We start from the raw sequence: 16,136 nt of genomic DNA, 5'->3' as shown, positions 1-16,136 counted from the left end.
ATCAGGTTATCCGGCCCTCACGGCTCGACCTTGACGGTTGTCGCCGTGGCTCGCACGACGGGAACGTCCCTCATGAGGTTCTCAAAAAACGGTCTCGCCTGCTTCTCCTTCCGGCTGGCAAGGACCGCTCCGATGTCCGGCCCCACCAACGCAATGATCAGCCCGGTTTCCTCCGTCGCGGTCTTGAGATTCAGCGGAACCACAAATCCGGCTCCTCCGTCATCCGACCTCAGATAGGGCGTCAGATTTGCGACGCCCCCCTTGCTGTCCACAAAGAGCAGGCCGAGTTCACCGGTTTTTCGGTCAAAGCCGGAAATGCGTCCGGCCATATTGTCCCCATTGGGCACGACCGTGCGCTGCATGTCCAACGTCAGTCCGGTCTTGCTGCTGCCTTGAGGTGTGGCCCGTAAAAAAGCGACCGCAGGACATTGAGCGTCGCTGACGAGATTGACCTGGATCTTGGCTTCGAAGCCCTGTGATTTGGTGAAGTCGCTGTCGAAAGCGATAAAGGGCGGCGTTCGGGAGGCGAAACCCTCGATTTCAGCCGACCTGCTGGCGATCTGAACGGGCTGAAGATACATGCACTCGCCGGCCTGATAACTGGTGACATAGTTCCGGACACGGTCTTCAGGCTTCAGGACTTCCGGCTTTTCCTCAACGGGCGTATCTTCGGCGGGCCCATCGGTATTCACCAGATTGAATTCGTCCTGTTGCGGATCCTGGCCGTCCTCAACCGTCCCGCCATCTTGTCCGTCGCTGCCGGCCTGATCGAGAGTATCTGTTTTCTCCGGGACCGGTATTACGGGAACGGTGGCGGGTTCGGTGTCCTCAACAGGCGGCTCTTCCACTTCGGGAGTTTGCGTCGCCGGAAGCACCGGTGCCGTCGGAGCATTCTCCTGCGGCGGAACAACCAGAACGGGTTTTTGATCCTGCTCTGGGACCTGCTGGCCGACAACGAAATAAACGCCCCCTGCTCCAAGGCCCGCAAAACCGAGAAGAGACAAGGCCACCAGAATACGACGTCCCCAGCGCACCGGTTGCGACGGCAGATCCAGCGCCGTTTGTTCCGGAGCGGGCGCGGACGGCCTGATAACGGTTGCTTCTGCCGCCATGCGCCGGTTCATTGGCGCTCCCAGGGTCCATTCGGCAATCTCGGCCATGCTCGCAGGCCTGTTGGCCGGATCCGGCTGCAGCATGGTTTCAAGGAGAGGCCGGAACCGGTTGTCGATCCCTTCCAGCGGAGGCATGTGCCGGCGTTTTTCGACGATCTGGGCCTGCGTCCCCCCCATGTCGATCTGCTTGCCGGTCAGGGCTTCGGCGATGACGAGACCAAGCGAGTAGATGTCACTGCGCGCCGTGACCTTACCGTCGAAAATGCCGACCTGTTCAGGCGAAACGTAGTTTATCTTGCCGGCGAAGCCGTCCCCGATGATCGTCGGGCCGCTCGATTTGTTCGCCTTGGAAATGCCGAAGTCGATGATCTTGGCCTGACCGACGTCGGCGTTCTGCAGAATGATGTTGTCCGGGGACAGGTCCCGGTGGATCACGTCGCTCTGATGGACCGCCTGAAGCGCATCCGCCAGTCTTTTGAGAAGACGATAGACGGCCTCCGGCTCCAATGGGCCGGACTCAAGCCGCTGGCTGAGCGACGGGCCGCTGACGAATTCCATGGCGAGATAATAAATTCCGAGCGTCGGTTCCTTGGCGAACACGAAATACTGCGTCAGCGCATCGTGCTTGAAGGTTCGCAGGATCTTGGCCTCGCGCTTGAACAGATCGAGGATCATCGCATCCTTGGCAAAGCTCGCCAGCAGCACCTTGATGGCCACCGGATCGCCGCTCTCAACATCTCGTGCCCGGTATACGGTGCCGATTCCGCCATCGGCGATGTGCTCCTCAATCTCGTAAAGATTGTTGAGCCGCGTTCCTCTCGGCAGATGATGGTCGGCTGAGTTCATATGCGGGTCACTCCTTCACCCGATGCGGCGCTGTCGATGTCGACGATGACCACGGTCACATTGTCCGAACCGCCACCATCCAAAGCACCTTTCACGAGACCTTGCGCGGACGCGTTCGGTGCGGCATTGGCTAAAAAGCTCTGAATGACCGCGTCGTCAAGATGTCCGGTCAACCCGTCGGAGCAAAGCAGAAACCTGTCTCCCCGCTGCAGGTTGCCCGAAACGACGTCAAGTGCGAGTTCGAGGCCCGAGCCGATCGCCCGGGTGATGACATGGCGACGGGCAAAAGTCTTTGCCTCTTCCTTCGACAGGACGTTCCGGTCCACCAGTTCCTGGACTTCCGTGTGATCCGTCGTCAGTTGCTCGAGCTGCCGGTTCCGGTAGCGGTAGACCCGGCTGTCGCCGGCCCACAGGCAGGCGAAATTCGCTCCGTAGGTCAGCAACGCGGCAATGGTCGTGCCCATCGGTCCGTCATTGACCGTCTTCGCAGCGGTCTCGATCCTGTCCTTCGCCGCGACCACACGCGTTTCGAACTGCTCAAGCAAATCCACCGCGCTCCTTGGCGAAGAAATGGTGCAAAGCGCCTTTTTCACCAGGTCAGACGCCATCGCGCCTCCGTTGAGCCCGCCGGCTCCATCCATGACGGCGAACACGCCCTTGGCTTCATCGATGAAATAAGCGTCCTGATTTTCCTCCCGAACGCACCCGACGTGAGTGAGCCCGACCGCAAATCCGCGCATTGCTTCCTGTATTGTCCCCGTCATATCCGATCGTTCTCCGGATCAAGTCGCCCCTCAGTTGACCCTGCCACGCTGGTCCGGCTTTCCTCCGAGCCGAAGGTCTCCGGCAGCAACAGCCAGCGGAACGCCTCCGCTCGCGGCACTCCCCGGCACCGGAATGCATATCGGCGCGGTCCCCCCTCGCACCAGAACTCCGTCAGAGCCGCCGGGGCCGCCTCCGCGTCGGCCGCAAGCTCGCGCATGTCCCCCGGAGGCAATTCAATTTCATTGATACAGGGCGCGCCAAGCCCGGCCACCGCGTCTTGAAACTCGGCAAGACCGGCATCCTCCGCCAGGACGCTCAAAAGCGCGCTTTCCGCCTCCGCGAACCAGCCCTCGGCACCTCGGCCATCGGGCGCAACGCCGGAATTGGCCGCAGCGACAATCGTCAGCGGAAACTTTCGCCCGACCTTGTCCACACTCGGCATGAGAGCTCCCACGACCGGGTCGGCCAGAGCCCCACCTGTTTCCACCGGCGTCAGACGAAACCGCCAGACAGGCATGGTCATGTAGGCCTCCTCCCAGGCATCCCCCAGATCCTCGCGGGACTGGATGAGCCCCTTCGTGACAAAGAGCTCCCACAGTTTCAGGAAACCCGGCGGGCAGGCCGAGACGACAAAATCGGCTCTGTCCGGCAATTTGCCGAAATAACCCGCACCGGGTCGCCCTCCTCCCATTCCTAGAAACTCGTCGGGCAACTGAAGTCGCCGACCGCGGACAGGAAGAATGGATTCGGCTTGGAGCGCAGTGTCACGGTGAATGCAACCTGTCGACCGCCCAGGGTCTCCCGGATCACAAATTTGTTTTGACCGGAACTGACCCTGTTGGACTTGACGAACCTGTAGAATGCCCAGTCCCCGTGGATCTCCTGACGTGACCGGTAGCCGGGAACCTCTGGCTGGATCACCAGAACGACGCGCGGCGTGGCTGTGTTGCTTGGCCAGTCGAAGCTCGCCGGCAGCGGTTGTATCTCCGCATTGAACCCGGGGCCGCGTGTAACGAGAACCAGGTTTCCGTTCACTTCCAGGCTGGCGGAATCCGCTTGCTGAGACAGGGCTCGGGGCACAACCTGAAGCCCGACCGACGGAAACGCGTTGCCCGTCGGGAAGAAAGCCTGCTTGATCAGGTCAGCCCGCTCGAACTGGCGCAACGTGGCGTTGGACAGGCGATCGGCCTGGGTGACTTCCGGTTTCCAGTTCCAGGGACGCGACGAGGTATCGACAAGCGGCTTCAGATTGTCGTCGAAAAACCGCTGCATGATGCCGGATGGTGAAAACAATTTCGCGAATTCGGTCATCGGCACTTCCGACCGGCCGTTGGTGAACGGGAAGTTCCGGGCAACGATCTTCTGGCATGCGCCGGTGACCTGTGACTTCAGCTTTTCATTGAGCTGGGTGATCGAGGTTTCCTTGAACTCCTCATCAAACTCCTTGGCGGCCTGCAGGATCAGCTTGTCAAAGGGTGATGGAAACCGGGTTGCGTTGCTGCGCAGAAGCGAGGCCTGGATCTGGACGTTGGAATTCGCCGTCTCGCTCTGCAGCGGGTTGTTGGCGACCACGAGCAAATTGTCGAGGATGTTCTTGAAGTTCAGCAGCAGGGCGTCGATCTTGCGGCTGTTTTCGCCCTCCACCAGCACGTGATAAGGCCGGAAGTGGTCTTCAATGGACTTGCCCGGAATGATCGCGGGGCCACTGTTGCCGGTCGCCGCGTCGACAGCCTGGGACAATCCGCCCGGAGCCAGCGCGTCCAGGCCGGCCTGAAGACCGATGCGCTTCAGACCGCCGCTCGCGTCCAGAACATATTGCTGGAAAATCCTCTGACCGGCTTTCTTGCCCGCCTGTTCAACATTTCCGGCCGTGGCGGCGTCCGCGACCCCTTCGGTCGACAGGTCCTGGGTCAGCAGCGTTTCCCCGCGGATGCTTTCAAGCAGCTGGACGATCGGCGACGTCGGCGCCGAAACCGCCTGCAGGGTCGTGTACAGCGGTTTGTCGCTGCTCATGGACTTGAACTTCAGATTCGCGAGCGCCGACTCCCAGGCCGCGATGAAGTCCTTGGTGTAAAGCTCGAGAACCTCACCGGGCAACGACTGATACTGATCCGCGAAGGCATTGGCCTCGCCGATGTCGCCGAACACCCACTTGTCGCGTTCCAGTTCCTGCCGGATCCCCGCAAGGTTCGGCAGAACCGACAGGTGAAATCCTGGATAGGTGTAGAACTTGTCGACCACCACCGTATCCAGCGTGTCGCCGTTTTCCGTCTCGAAGACGGTCTCCATGTCCGGGCCGCCCCGTTGCTCGGCGATCCAGTCTTCGCTGGCGAGCCCCTTGGACCTCGACTTCAGGAGAGCGTAGCCACGTTCCGCAAGGCTGACGCGCGCCAGTTCCCTTTGCACTTCGGCGACCAGAACGCCGTCCAGCTGATCGGTAAGAACATTGCCGCCGAAATCGAGATCGAGCATTGCGGCAACGTGGTTGTTGAGTTCGTTGCGGAGCACCTCTCCCTGTGGTCCGGGAAAGCTGAGCAGAAAATCCGCACGGAACGAATTGACGATCTGATCCTTATCGATCTCGGGCGCGTCGCCGGCCACCATTCGATAGAGCTTCATCAGATTGTAGAGTTTGTCGATGTCATCGCCACCCGGACCGGTCCGATTGTCGAGAACATCGGTCATCTGCTCCTCGATGCGCAGCAGGAGACGCGGCCGCAAGAGACGTTCCAAACCACTGCGGTAGGAGGTTACGCCCGCCGATTCGAGGCGCTCCCGCTGGCTCAGGCCGAATTGTTCCGTCAAAGGCGTCGGATCGTTTCGGCTGTCGTAGCCGACGGGAAGTTTGCGCAGCAACGACAATATGTAGGCCGAATCGCGCAGACTGTCGTCGCGCACGACGCGTTCGCTTAGAACCCCCTCGCCTTCAGCCCTGACGGAGGCAATCGCCTTGGCGGTCTCATCGATCAGCGCGCGGTTGTTGAAATAGCTCACGGCCCAAAGACTGCCGAGGCCCAATGTAACGAGGACGACAGCAGCATAGGCCGCAATACGGCCCGCCGTCGCCAATCGCACGGCCTGGCGGTTGTGGGTGACCCAGCCGGCCTCGCCGATGATCACTTTGGTCAGTAGGTCCTTGAGAAAGTAGCTCTTGCCCTGCCCTGAAAGCGCCGCCGCCTGATAGGCGGTTCCGAAGGCCTGACTCATGGAGCCGATCACCCGGTCGATCGCGGTTCCGGTCTGCGTGCCGGAGGTGAAATAAAAGCCGCGCAACACTGCATTCGGATAGTAACGGCTCGGTTCAAATATCGCGTTCAAAAAACCGGTCAGCCGGTCTTTCAGTGCGGCGACCTGGGTCGGAAACCCATAGAGCATCAGGCGCGCGCGCGGATCAGGTTCCTCCTGAAGCCGGTCAGCCATCTCCTCGTTGAGCCGCTCAATCAGGAGATCGAACTCGGCCGGGGTCTCGGCGACCATGTTCTTGTTTTTCTCACGGGTCTGGAAGGTCGCGCCCCACACAAGACTCCGCCGACTTTCCGGATAGGAGCCGAAAAACTCCATGAACCCGGCGACCGTGTCCGCCTTGGTAAAGATGACATAAACCGGGAAATCGACTTTCAGTGTCTTGTAGAGTTCGATCAGCCGCGCCCGGATCGCATCCGTGTGCTGTTTCAGTTCGTCCTCCGATAGCGTCATCAGATCTTCCAGGCTGATGGACACCATCACACCGTTGATCGGCTGGCGCGGGCGGGCCTTGCGCAATATACCCAGAAAACCGAGCCAGGCTTCGCGATCGTGCTCCTCGTCGGAATCCTGGGTGGTGTAGCGGCCCGCCGTATCGATCAGAACCGCGTTTTCAGCAAACCACCAGTCGCAGTAGCGAGTGCCGCCAAGACCCTCGAGTTTCTGTGCTTCGCCTTTCCCGCGCGAGTTTGCGAATTTCAGGCCGGAGTGCATCAGGGCGGTCGTTTTGCCGGCACCCGGAGGACCGATCATCAGATACCAGGGCAGATCGTAGAGATAGGTCCGCGCACTGCCACTCGCCGTTTTCAGCGTCTTCAGAGCATCCTTCATGCGCTCCGAAAGTATCTGCAGATCTTCGTCACTTGCCTTGGTCTGAAGGATTTCCCGTTCCAGCGCCCGGTTGGCGGCGATCCGCTTGTAGATCCTGTAAGCGGTCCAGCCGCCTATCGTCAGAAGAAGGAAAAGCGCGAGTGACAGGCGCACCCACAAGGGTTCGAACGGCCGCACCCCTGCGATGGCGAGGAATGGTCCGCCAAACCAAATCAATGCAATAAGGGCAAAAATGCCTAAAAAGATTGCCGTAATTCCGAGCCAGAATTTCATCGATATTGCCTTGTTCTGCGGTAGCCCCGGCTAAAAAATCAGTTGTCGATCACCAGACCCTGCGATCTCGGTTTCAGGAAAACCTCGACGCGGCGGTTCAGCGCCTTGCCTTCGCGGCTGGTGTTGGGCGCAATCGGCTCATCCGCCCCGCGTCCTTCAACCTGGACGCGGTCGCTGTCTTCGAGGATGCCCTTCATAACCTCCGCAACCGACTTCGCGCGCTCCACCGACAAGTGCCAGTTGGTCGGAAACCGCGGATTGTTGCGGATCGGATCGCTGTCGGTGTGGCCGACGACCAGGATTTCCCCGTCGACCGTGTCGAGCGTCTGGCTGACCTGTTCCACGAGAAGCTGAAACTCCGGTCTCAGCGTGGCCGCGGCAACGTCAAACTGCGCGCGCATGCGCAGCATGATCGCCGGTCCCTCCTGGGATATTTCCAGACCTTCGAGACCTGCAAGCTGTTCCGAAAGAGAGTCGATGGGAGCGTCTTCCGGCGGTTCCGGAGCCGGCGGCGGTTTTGGCTGGTAGCCTTCCCGTGCCAGTTCGACCGGACCGGTCGGATAAAGAGATGCCGCGCGGCTCGCAATAACCTCGCTGCCGTTGGACAAGAGCAGCATCAAGGTAACGTAACCGCCGAGAAGCAACGCTCCCGCCACTGCGGCAACCGACCAGATCGGCACGGAAAAGCCGGTTCGTTTCTGCAACAGGTCCAGCCCGCGCCAATGCGGCGACAGGTCGTCGCCCGGCCGCGGCCGGACGCGTCTCAGAATCTCGTGCAGATCGCGGCGCTCGCGCTCCAGCCCCTGCTGACCGCCCTGGATGGCACGGTACTTGCCGTAAAACCCGAGAGACAGGCAGGAATGCATGACCTCGAGAACGCCGTAATTCCGTCCGGGATCCTGCTTGGCCTTTTCCAGAAGCTGATAGAATTCCACGCCGCCGGTGGCCTGACCAAAAAACTGCGTCAGCATGGAGTACTGGGTCCACTGGTGACGGCCGGCGGACGGCAGGTTCTGGACGATATCGTCCGAGGTGGCACAAAGCGCGTAGGCCGCCGAGCGGATCTGGTCGTCCGCGATACCGGCGCTGCGCAAATCCTGTTCGAACGTCTTGATGGCGTTGTAAACATCGCGCATCAAGGCATCGAACTGCGCGTCCGTCATCGTCAGATGCAAGCGTCCGAGAAGCAGCAGCAGCGGGGCTGCCGCGCGCGAAATCGGATTCCGGTTGGCGACGCGAATCTGGTTGATGTCCGGCGTGTGCGCGAGCTCTCCGGCTCCCTGTGGCCCACCAGGACCCGGTGCCATGCCGCCATGCTGCTGTGGCGGAGGTTGACCGGCTTCCGGCGGCCTGTGAATGTCGGGAGCCTGCTGCTGCCCGTATTCGTATCCGGCCGGCGTCGGCGCATAGGGATCCGGGCCGGCAGCTCCGCCGCCCTGCCAGGGGTCGGCCGGACGGCCAGGCGACGGACTCTGGCCCGGAGACGCCTGAGGCGGCGACGCCGGGGCTGCCGGTTGTTGCGGCGGCTGAGGCGCACCGGATGGCTGTGTTTCGCTCCAGCGCCCGCCCGGATTGGGACGGACGATGGTCTTGCCCTTCCGCTTGGAGACGCCGAACGGGTCGTCGCTGTCCGACATTTAGCGTCCCTCCCGGATGGCGTAGAACTCAAGCTGCAGATCCGGCCAGTTTCCGGAAAACTGCAGACCGATCGCCGAATCCTGACTGAACTCGCGCCAGAGCGGCGTCGTCTTGTCGAGCCGGAAATAGACACGGTCGGTAAGCGCGCGGATCTGCGCCGGCGGCACGGGCATGTGAATCAACGGGATACCCGGCAGGTTGGAATAGACGATCTGGCGCATCTGGCTGAACGGCCCGACCTTGAAGAGGCGGGGAAATTCGTTCTGGATTTCCGTCAGCGGCCGGCGGGCGGCCACCTCGATCACAAAGCTTGCCTGCGAGAACAGATTCCGGTCGACGATGGTCGACTTGAAGGCATTCGCGGCAAGCTGTTCCAGAGGCAGACGGATCGCTCGGCGGTCATATCCGGCAGACAGGAAGGCCTGGATGTCCGCCAGCAAGGGTTTGAAAACATCGTGGAGCTTGTCATGGTCGTAGACCGGGTAATTGCGCGCGCGGCGCTCCTCCGTCGCGAAGGTTGCCAGTTCACCGGCCAGTTGCAGAAATTCCGAATAGAGCCGCTCGGGATGCACGTAAGCGGATTTCCGCAAATGCATCAGCAGCGGATGGGTCCGGTTGAGCATCTGCAGCGTCAGGTAGTCGAAATTCTGCAGCCCTCCGCCGGCCGATGTGTCGGCGGCGTAGCGCGCCAGTTCGCTGAGTTTCCGTTCGACCCAGCCAATCACGGAATCGATCCAGCCGGTCACCACCGGGTGGACATGGCATGCCAGAACCGGCGGCGCGAAACTGCCGTCGGTGATGACAATCCGGTCCTTGACCTCCGTGATCCGCGCCACCGGTAGGCAGACCTGGCCGGGATGTGGCGTTGAGCGGATCGAATACATGAGACGCGGATGCGCGACATCGATTTCTTCCTCCTGGCGAATTGCGGAGGTGGAATCGATGATCGTTTCGCGGCCCTGAAGGTAACGGGTCGCGGCGTCTTCCCGTCCGTTTGCCACTTCGACCGCGTTGACCGTTGTTTCCGGAACACCGAGCCAGACAATCTGCCCGGCGGCGTCCTCCGGAACATCGATTGCCGGCGGCGGGGTTCCGTCCGCGGGAAAGTTGAACACGGTCCCGTCCGGGAACACGCCACGGCCATAGCGCAGGGCGAAACGGCATTGCTGACCGACATCCTGGTCGATCTCAACGTCGGAGAATCCCCATGGGTAGGGAGAAGCAAGCCGGACCCGCTCATCCACCAAATGCTCCGCGTAGCGGTCGCTTTGCTGCAGATGATGCGGCCGCAAAAACAGCCCCTCGGTCCATGCTACCTTGCTATACCACGACATAAAGGAAAGGCTCCTTAAGTATTTTCACGAATTTCCGGAAACAATCTCTTCCGCTCAGCTTTGAGCGCTTCGCCCACAAGTGTCAGCCGCTCCGTTTTCCAGATACCGCAGCCACCGCTGGGACCGACGATCGTTACCCAACTCTCATGCCACGGACCCGGTTCTTGCCAGATCTGATAACGAATAAGGACCCTGTTGCCTTCTCTGCCGATGCAGAGCGCGATGTCTGTTTCATCTGCCGTTTGACCGACGACATGCATGACGAAGTCTCCAGGCTCCGGCAGCACAAAGCCTCCCGCCGTCTTGGTTCTCATCCAATCACATACGCTTTTCCAGACCCAGGAAAATGCAACATTCACTTTCGACACCCGGAACGTCGAAGCGCCGCCGGCGATTCCGCCCGGCTCCAGGCCCTGCGGGCAACTTGACTGTGAAAGCGCGTGTGCCCACCCGCTCCAGCAAGCTGCCGTCACATCCGCGTTCCTGCTTCCAGCCGAGACCTTCATCTCACTTCCTCAGTTTCGCCGGCACATTCCGGCGCTCAAAACCTGAAAACGCTTCAAACAAACTATTGGGACGGCAGCTCGGGATCTTCGCTGCTCAATTCCTCGTAACATTCCGTGAAATACTGCGTGAACACCCCGACGATACCGTCGTCATAGGCCCCGGAAAGGGATGTCCAGCGATCCTGAATTCGCTCCCACAGCTTTCCCTTGGGATTGCTGAATGTACCTTTTTGCACCTTTCCTTCGCCTTCGATTGCTGCCGGAGACAAAGTCTGGTCGAAACGCGCCGCGGCTTTCTGCATGGCCGCATAGGTCCAGACATGGTGTTTCTGGATATCCTTGAACGCCGCTTTCAACGCCTTGTCGATCGGCAGGTAGCCGTTTTCGACCGCGTTTTGCGACAGCATTGTCTGAAGCGCCATCTGCGGTGTCGGGGAGAACTTCAGCGCATTGTTGCCGCTGCGGCCGATCAAGGTGCGGTTTGCGTTGCGCGTCATCGCCTTGACCTGACTGCGCGCCTGCAAAAGACCCATGAGATCGCCGGTAATGTCTTGAAGGATCGTCCCGAGTTCGCGGGCAAGCTCCTCCGGATCCCTGCCCTCCAGGACACTTGCCGGAATACCCGCTCCTTCGGCGAACGCCTTGACGAAATCCGCATTCCCGGCCACGACCTGCGTGCTCCCGGAGTTCTGCGCGAGCGGTACGTTGCCGGTTTCAACGGGCTGGTCAGCCGGTTCCCCGGAAGGCAAGGCCGACGTCGGTTCCGCCGGTGCAGCTTGCGGTGGCGGTGGCGGAGGTGGCGGCGCCTCGACTGGCGGCTCCGCAGGCTGAGGGTCCGGCGCGGCTTCCGGCTCATCAGTCTCCGGAGCCGTCCACGCCGGTGCCTCGGGAAACGGCGTGGCAAGCTGTTCGTTCGCTTCTGGCTCCGGTTCGCTTGCCGGACCCGTAGGCGCTTCAGCGGCGTCTTGCGCCCCGAAGTCCGGCATGCCGAACAGCGGCTGGCCGTCAGTGGGTCCGTCCGGCGTTTCTCCGAATGGCGGGAAAGGCGACACCTGGCTCACATCCGGCTGAACCGGGTCCGGACTGTTGGGAAACGGAGCCGGTTGCTGCAGGTCCGGCTGAGCGGCCAGATGATCGAGGGGATCCGCCTGAGCGGGCCTCGCGGCTTCCCGCTCCGAAACCTGTGCGTTGGGATCGTAAAGCGACGGGTCCGCACTTCCCCAACCGTGCCCCTGGCGGCTCCAGACGTCATCCGCCGGCGTTCCGATGCCGGGGGCAGATGACGGGGGCGCGTGCCGTCCCTCCATGCCAGGCGACGGAGTAGCCCATGGCCCGCCCTGCTCCGGCATCGGATAGGATTCCTGCCGGGGGGATGAAGGCGTCTCAGGCCAGGCCGGTCCGGCCGGTTGTGAAGAGGCCGGTTGAGGTACGTCCCAGGGCTGCCCCTGAGACGTTGCCGGTGCCATAGCCGCCGAAGGTTGCCCGAAGGAGGCCGACGAACTGTCCGCCGCATCCAGCGCAACCGAAATAATGTAGTCGCCGATCATGACGCGGTCCCCTGCGCGCAGAGGATGCGGCTTGTCCATGCGGTTGGGGCTGCCGTTGACGAATGTGCCGTTTGTGGAAGTGTCGTAAAGAATGAACTGTCCGCCTTCGAAGCGGACTTCGCAGTGTTTTCCGGAAATGACCCGCTGCGGATCCGGCAGGCTCCAGTCAAGGTGCTCGTGACGGCCGATATCGAACCCGCGGTCGGCGCAGCTGTAGGAGACCTGACCGCCGGTTTCGAGCCGATCGACATTTTCGATTTGAAGCGTTATCCGCATGCCCACATTTCCTTCGGACGGCTTCAGGTCAGAGCCTGCGTCCGGCTTTTAACAGTTACGACCGGCATGGTACCACCCTCGGCAAAGGATAAACCGGCAGCGAGACAAGATTTCAACGCCTCGTCGCGGTCATTCGGTCCCAGGGAGCCGATCGCGATCTGAAGACCCGCATTCAAGGCTTTCGCCGTCAGATCGTCCGGTGTGTCGACACGGTAGTCCGGGTTGGGTGACAGTGACCCTCCACTCCAGCCGGCGGCCAATCCGACCCAGGCCGAGGCCGTATCCATCTTACCCTCCTGCGCGGCGTCATGAACCGCCGTTCGGGCTTCCTCGTCGCCTTCCCTGACCCAGGTTTCACTCAGCGCAAGAATCTTCTTGTCGGCTTCGCTCAGATTCTCCACCAGGCCGGAAACGCACTGAATTCCCCACCAGACGGCCTCGCGTTTCGGCAAAACGTGCGCGAAGTAAGTCAGCGCGTTTTGAGGATCGTCACTACCCAGCAGCGCCTTCGAGTATTCCGCGGGCGCAATATCGGTTTCCGGTTCCGCGACGGTTTCCACAAGGTCCGGAAACGTCTCGAACACCTGTTTTGCCCTGGTAAAGCGGATTCGTGATGCCATCGGCTTCATTCCCTGATCTTAATGCATAAACTGGTTTCGGCGGCAAAATCAGTTGATCATGACCAGTCCACCTTTCAGCGTCAGCAGCCCGCTGCCGGTCACCTGTGTCACCGGAGCCGACTCGGTCAGCATACCGCTAGCCTTGATGTTGATCATCGGAGACTTGATGTCGATCGACGACGGCGTCATGACGATCTTGCTCGCGCCGCACTTGAACTCGATCATCATCCCGGCCTTCACCTTCCACATCATGCCGATATCCTCTGTCACGTTCTGGCCGACTTTTTCGGTGCGGTTGACATCGATTTTCGTGTCACGGCAATTCTTGACGTGGAGGCTTTCGTTGTTTTCGATGACGGTATCCATGTCCTTTTGGGCGTGAATGCCGATCTGTTCCTGGCCTTTCGAATCGTCGAGAACGAATTCGTTGTAGCCGCCGCCACCGGTTGTCGAATCGGACTTGATGCCGGCCTTGTTCTTTTCGCCGGGCAGCGAATAAGGCGGCATGTTTTCGGCATTATAGACGGTTCCGACAATGATCGGCTGGTCCGGGTCGCCCTCCAGGAACTGAACGATCACCTCCTGTCCGACACGCGGGATGTATATGCCGCCCCAATTCTTGCCGGACCAGACCTGCGCCACGCGAACACGCCGCGACTGGGTCTTGTCGCGGTCCCAATGGAATTCGACCAGGATCTGCCCGTATTCGTCCACATCGATTTCCCCCTGACCGACGACCTTGGCCGTCTGCGGGCCGGGGATCTGGGGCTTGCGGGTCAAGGCGGGCGTTCTGAAGGGTATGTCTGAGGACAGGACGTCATAGGTCCCGGTATAGGCTTCGCCCTGTTCCTGGACCCCTGAGCGGTAGCTTTCCGTGATGATATGATGGCTCGCACGCACCACCAGGTATTCCCGGTTCTGCGGCCCGTGGGGATGGTCGCTGAGCGTGAACAGGCCGCCCGCGTACAGACGCGGCACCTCGCCCGCGGCCTCGATCCGCTTGTCGGCGGCCTGCTCCGCTTCCAGCCTGATCTTGCTGAACGTCGTTCCCTTGTTGGTTTCCGTGTAGCGGCCCGGATAGTCGTATCTCTCCAGGGATCCGGCACGGTAGGCGGAGCCCGCATCTCGTTCCGATTCGAGCGAGGCACTGGGTTTTTCGAAATCGTAGTCGTTCATGGCGAACTTGCCGGTACGGAACTTTCGACCGGGAATCCAGTGGTAGAGATGCTCCTCCTGCCGCTGGCTGTCGCCTCCGAGCGCGATATAGGGAACGTTGGAATCTCCCTGGATCGAATTGTAGGACGACTTCGCGTCCGCGAGGACCAGGGTGTGCTTGCCGTCACTGTGCTCGAAATAATAAGAGATCCCGAACTCCTCCATCAGGCGGCAGCAGAAATCGAAATCCGATTCCCGATACTGAACACAATAGTGGATCGGGTCGTAGCTTTCGGTGAGGTTTTTTACATGATCGTTGAAATCATGCTCGCCAAGCACCTGGGAAATAATGTCGGGAGCCGACATGTCTTTGAAAATCCGGCAATTGGAGTTCTTCGTCAGCAGCCAGAACCAGGGGCGCAACGTCAATTTATAGACATAATAGGCATCCCGGTGACCCAACCATCTTGCGTCGGTCAAAAGGCCATCGAAATAGCGCGTATCGCCGTTGTTGGTGCGAACCTTGACCGTCATGTGCGTCGCGATGGCCCGGTCGAAATCCAGATCCTCACTCTGACTGACAACCTCCAGACTGATCTCGAAGTTCTCGCTCAGTCCCTCGTCGCAATCGATCGTCACAAGGGAGAGCACATCTGTCCCAAAAACCGATTTGAGCTCGGCCATCCGGTCAGTTTGCCTGATTTGTCCTAGGGCCACGAATTACTCCTCGAAAATATTGAGATGCCAGTCATCTACGGCGGTTAATTGCCGCGTTTCAGGTTCTAAAGTGTTTCAGACGAAAATTATGTGCTCCGTAACACAGTAGGTGCAGTTACGATAAATGCCGATGGCTATAGTTTCCAAGCTTTGTCTGCGGCCGCAGGCATTTTTTTGGCCAGCCTACAATTCGCAAGGCCGGATTCATTAACCAGCTTAGTAGACGCCGCATAGGGACTTGCTTATTCTCTGCAAAGCGACATACTCGGAGCAAATCGTTTTTTAGTGACGTTCGCCACACTCAAATTTCCACGACAATGGCACGATGCATTTCGAAGCCCAAAGCAACATCGCTTTCGCAACCCTACGAAAGAGGATTGAAATCGTGACCTTTCTCAAGAACCCGGAACACCGGACCAAATCCAGCCGCGGCAGATCGGTCCGCATGGTGTTGGCGCTTGCAGTGACGGCCGTACTCGGCGGATTTTCCGCCGGATATGATTCCGCGGCTGCTCAGGACCCGACCTATTCCGCCGACGAAGTGACCCGCCACTTCAAGCAACTCAAGACACGTTCGCTGAAACCGACCGGCACGACTCGCGCCCTTTGCATTGGAACGCGGGACGAATGCAATCCTGACGCAGCGGCAGGCGAAGGCGGTCAGGTCGCGGTTACCCAGGACGGCGACACCACGCAGGCCGCTTCGGCGCAGACCGGGGAGACACTTGTCGTCGACCCGGACACTCATGCGATCGACAAGGGTTTCAACCTTCTTGTTTCGTTTGAATATGCGTCCGCCCGACTGAGTTCCACGGCCAAGGCGAATTTGCGCGAATTCGCCAAGGGCATCGCCGATCCCGAACTCTCGCAGGCCACGTTCCTGATCGAGGGACATACCGACGGCATCGGCTCCGCCCCCTACAACCAGCGCCTCTCCGAAGACAGGGCCCAGGCGGTTACCGAATATCTCGTTACGCTCGGCGTCGGGAGAAACCGCCTGAAGACGGTTGGATACGGCAAGTCCCGGCCCAAGGTTGCCGACAATGTCAACGATCCGGCCAACCGCCGCGTCGAGAGCAAGCTGATCATAGAATAAGGAGCCTGGGCACCGGAGCGACCGGCTCTTCGCCCGAATCTGAAGTCCGTAGCTTTTTTGCTTGCTCAAACGGACTTCAGATTCAACAAATGACAGCCACATCAATGTTTCTAATTGGCTTTTCGAATTTGAGATCCGTTTTTGAGCCTGCCGCGAAACGAGGCGGATTTTCAGTTT

General features: G+C 60.2%; 11 protein-coding genes. 1 reads left to right on the top strand and 10 read right to left on the bottom strand.

Translation table 11 applies throughout. The features are described from left to right. Nucleotides 1–17: 17 nt before the first annotated feature. From JF539_RS08540 to JF539_RS08495, 10 genes are all read right to left on the bottom strand, one after another. Entirely contained in the window at nucleotides 18–1,958 is a 1,941-nt protein-coding gene (locus JF539_RS08540) for a serine/threonine protein kinase (RefSeq protein WP_207139873.1), read from the bottom strand. Beyond that, the gene (locus tag JF539_RS08535; protein WP_207139872.1) at nucleotides 1,955–2,722 is read right to left on the bottom strand and encodes a PP2C family protein-serine/threonine phosphatase; all 768 of its coding nucleotides are present in this window, start codon (nucleotides 2,720–2,722) and stop codon (nucleotides 1,955–1,957) included. Before JF539_RS08535 ends, JF539_RS08540 begins: the two co-directional genes overlap by 4 nt. Then, the gene (gene tagF, locus JF539_RS08530) at nucleotides 2,719–3,414 is read right to left on the bottom strand and encodes a type VI secretion system-associated protein TagF (protein ID WP_207139871.1); all 696 of its coding nucleotides are present in this window, start codon (nucleotides 3,412–3,414) and stop codon (nucleotides 2,719–2,721) included. Before tagF ends, JF539_RS08535 begins: the two co-directional genes overlap by 4 nt. Before the next feature lie 2 nt (nucleotides 3,415–3,416). Next, nucleotides 3,417–7,070: a type VI secretion system membrane subunit TssM gene (tssM, locus tag JF539_RS08525; protein ID WP_207139870.1), complete on the bottom strand. Its 3,654-nt coding sequence runs from the start codon at nucleotides 7,068–7,070 to the stop codon at nucleotides 3,417–3,419. A 38-nt stretch (nucleotides 7,071–7,108) separates the two neighbouring features. After that, nucleotides 7,109–8,707: a type IVB secretion system protein IcmH/DotU gene (icmH, locus tag JF539_RS08520; protein ID WP_207139869.1), complete on the bottom strand. Its 1,599-nt coding sequence runs from the start codon at nucleotides 8,705–8,707 to the stop codon at nucleotides 7,109–7,111. Further along, a complete protein-coding gene (gene tssK, locus JF539_RS08515) occupies nucleotides 8,708–10,042 on the bottom strand; it encodes a type VI secretion system baseplate subunit TssK (protein ID WP_207139868.1) in 1,335 nt (444 codons plus the stop codon). 14 nt (nucleotides 10,043–10,056) lie between these two features. Next, nucleotides 10,057–10,548, bottom strand: coding sequence for a hypothetical protein (locus JF539_RS08510; protein ID WP_207139867.1), 492 nt, complete (start codon nucleotides 10,546–10,548; stop codon nucleotides 10,057–10,059). A gap of 62 nt (nucleotides 10,549–10,610) precedes the next feature. Next, nucleotides 10,611–12,371, bottom strand: a complete 1,761-nt coding sequence (gene tagH / locus JF539_RS08505) for a type VI secretion system-associated FHA domain protein TagH (RefSeq protein ID WP_207139866.1) — start codon at nucleotides 12,369–12,371, stop codon at nucleotides 10,611–10,613. A 23-nt stretch (nucleotides 12,372–12,394) separates the two neighbouring features. Then, nucleotides 12,395–12,991, bottom strand: coding sequence for a DUF6931 family protein (locus JF539_RS08500; RefSeq protein WP_207139865.1), 597 nt, complete (start codon nucleotides 12,989–12,991; stop codon nucleotides 12,395–12,397). A gap of 48 nt (nucleotides 12,992–13,039) precedes the next feature. Then, nucleotides 13,040–14,830: a type VI secretion system Vgr family protein gene (locus JF539_RS08495; protein WP_207139864.1), complete on the bottom strand. Its 1,791-nt coding sequence runs from the start codon at nucleotides 14,828–14,830 to the stop codon at nucleotides 13,040–13,042. 418 nt (nucleotides 14,831–15,248) lie between these two features. Here JF539_RS08495 and JF539_RS08490 point away from each other — a divergent pair, with 418 nt between their 5' ends. Then, a complete protein-coding gene (locus JF539_RS08490; protein ID WP_207139863.1) occupies nucleotides 15,249–15,959 on the top strand; it encodes an OmpA family protein in 711 nt (236 codons plus the stop codon). Nucleotides 15,960–16,136 lie beyond the last annotated feature (177 nt).

It is taken from the genome of Roseibium aggregatum (genome assembly GCF_017309185.1).
Taxonomy (GTDB): domain Bacteria; phylum Pseudomonadota; class Alphaproteobacteria; order Rhizobiales; family Stappiaceae; genus Roseibium; species Roseibium aggregatum_B.
This window is presented reverse-complemented; position numbering and strand designations above follow the sequence as displayed.

Excerpts from the sequence above, each read along its gene's own strand:
- tagF (WP_207139871.1), bottom strand. The coding sequence starts at position 3,414 with ATGGGAGGAGGGCGACCCGGTGCGGGTTATTTCGGCAAATTGCCGGAC.
- JF539_RS08510 (WP_207139867.1), bottom strand. The coding sequence starts at position 10,548 with ATGAAGGTCTCGGCTGGAAGCAGGAACGCGGATGTGACGGCAGCTTGC.
- JF539_RS08500 (WP_207139865.1), bottom strand. The coding sequence starts at position 12,991 with ATGGCATCACGAATCCGCTTTACCAGGGCAAAACAGGTGTTCGAGACG.
- JF539_RS08540 (WP_207139873.1), bottom strand. The coding sequence starts at position 1,958 with ATGAACTCAGCCGACCATCATCTGCCGAGAGGAACGCGGCTCAACAAT.
- JF539_RS08495 (WP_207139864.1), bottom strand. The coding sequence starts at position 14,830 with ATGGCCGAGCTCAAATCGGTTTTTGGGACAGATGTGCTCTCCCTTGTG.
- icmH (WP_207139869.1), bottom strand. The coding sequence starts at position 8,707 with ATGTCGGACAGCGACGACCCGTTCGGCGTCTCCAAGCGGAAGGGCAAG.
- tssM (WP_207139870.1), bottom strand. The coding sequence starts at position 7,070 with ATGAAATTCTGGCTCGGAATTACGGCAATCTTTTTAGGCATTTTTGCC.
- JF539_RS08535 (WP_207139872.1), bottom strand. The coding sequence starts at position 2,722 with ATGACGGGGACAATACAGGAAGCAATGCGCGGATTTGCGGTCGGGCTC.
- tssK (WP_207139868.1), bottom strand. The coding sequence starts at position 10,042 with ATGTCGTGGTATAGCAAGGTAGCATGGACCGAGGGGCTGTTTTTGCGG.
- tagH (WP_207139866.1), bottom strand. The coding sequence starts at position 12,371 with ATGCGGATAACGCTTCAAATCGAAAATGTCGATCGGCTCGAAACCGGC.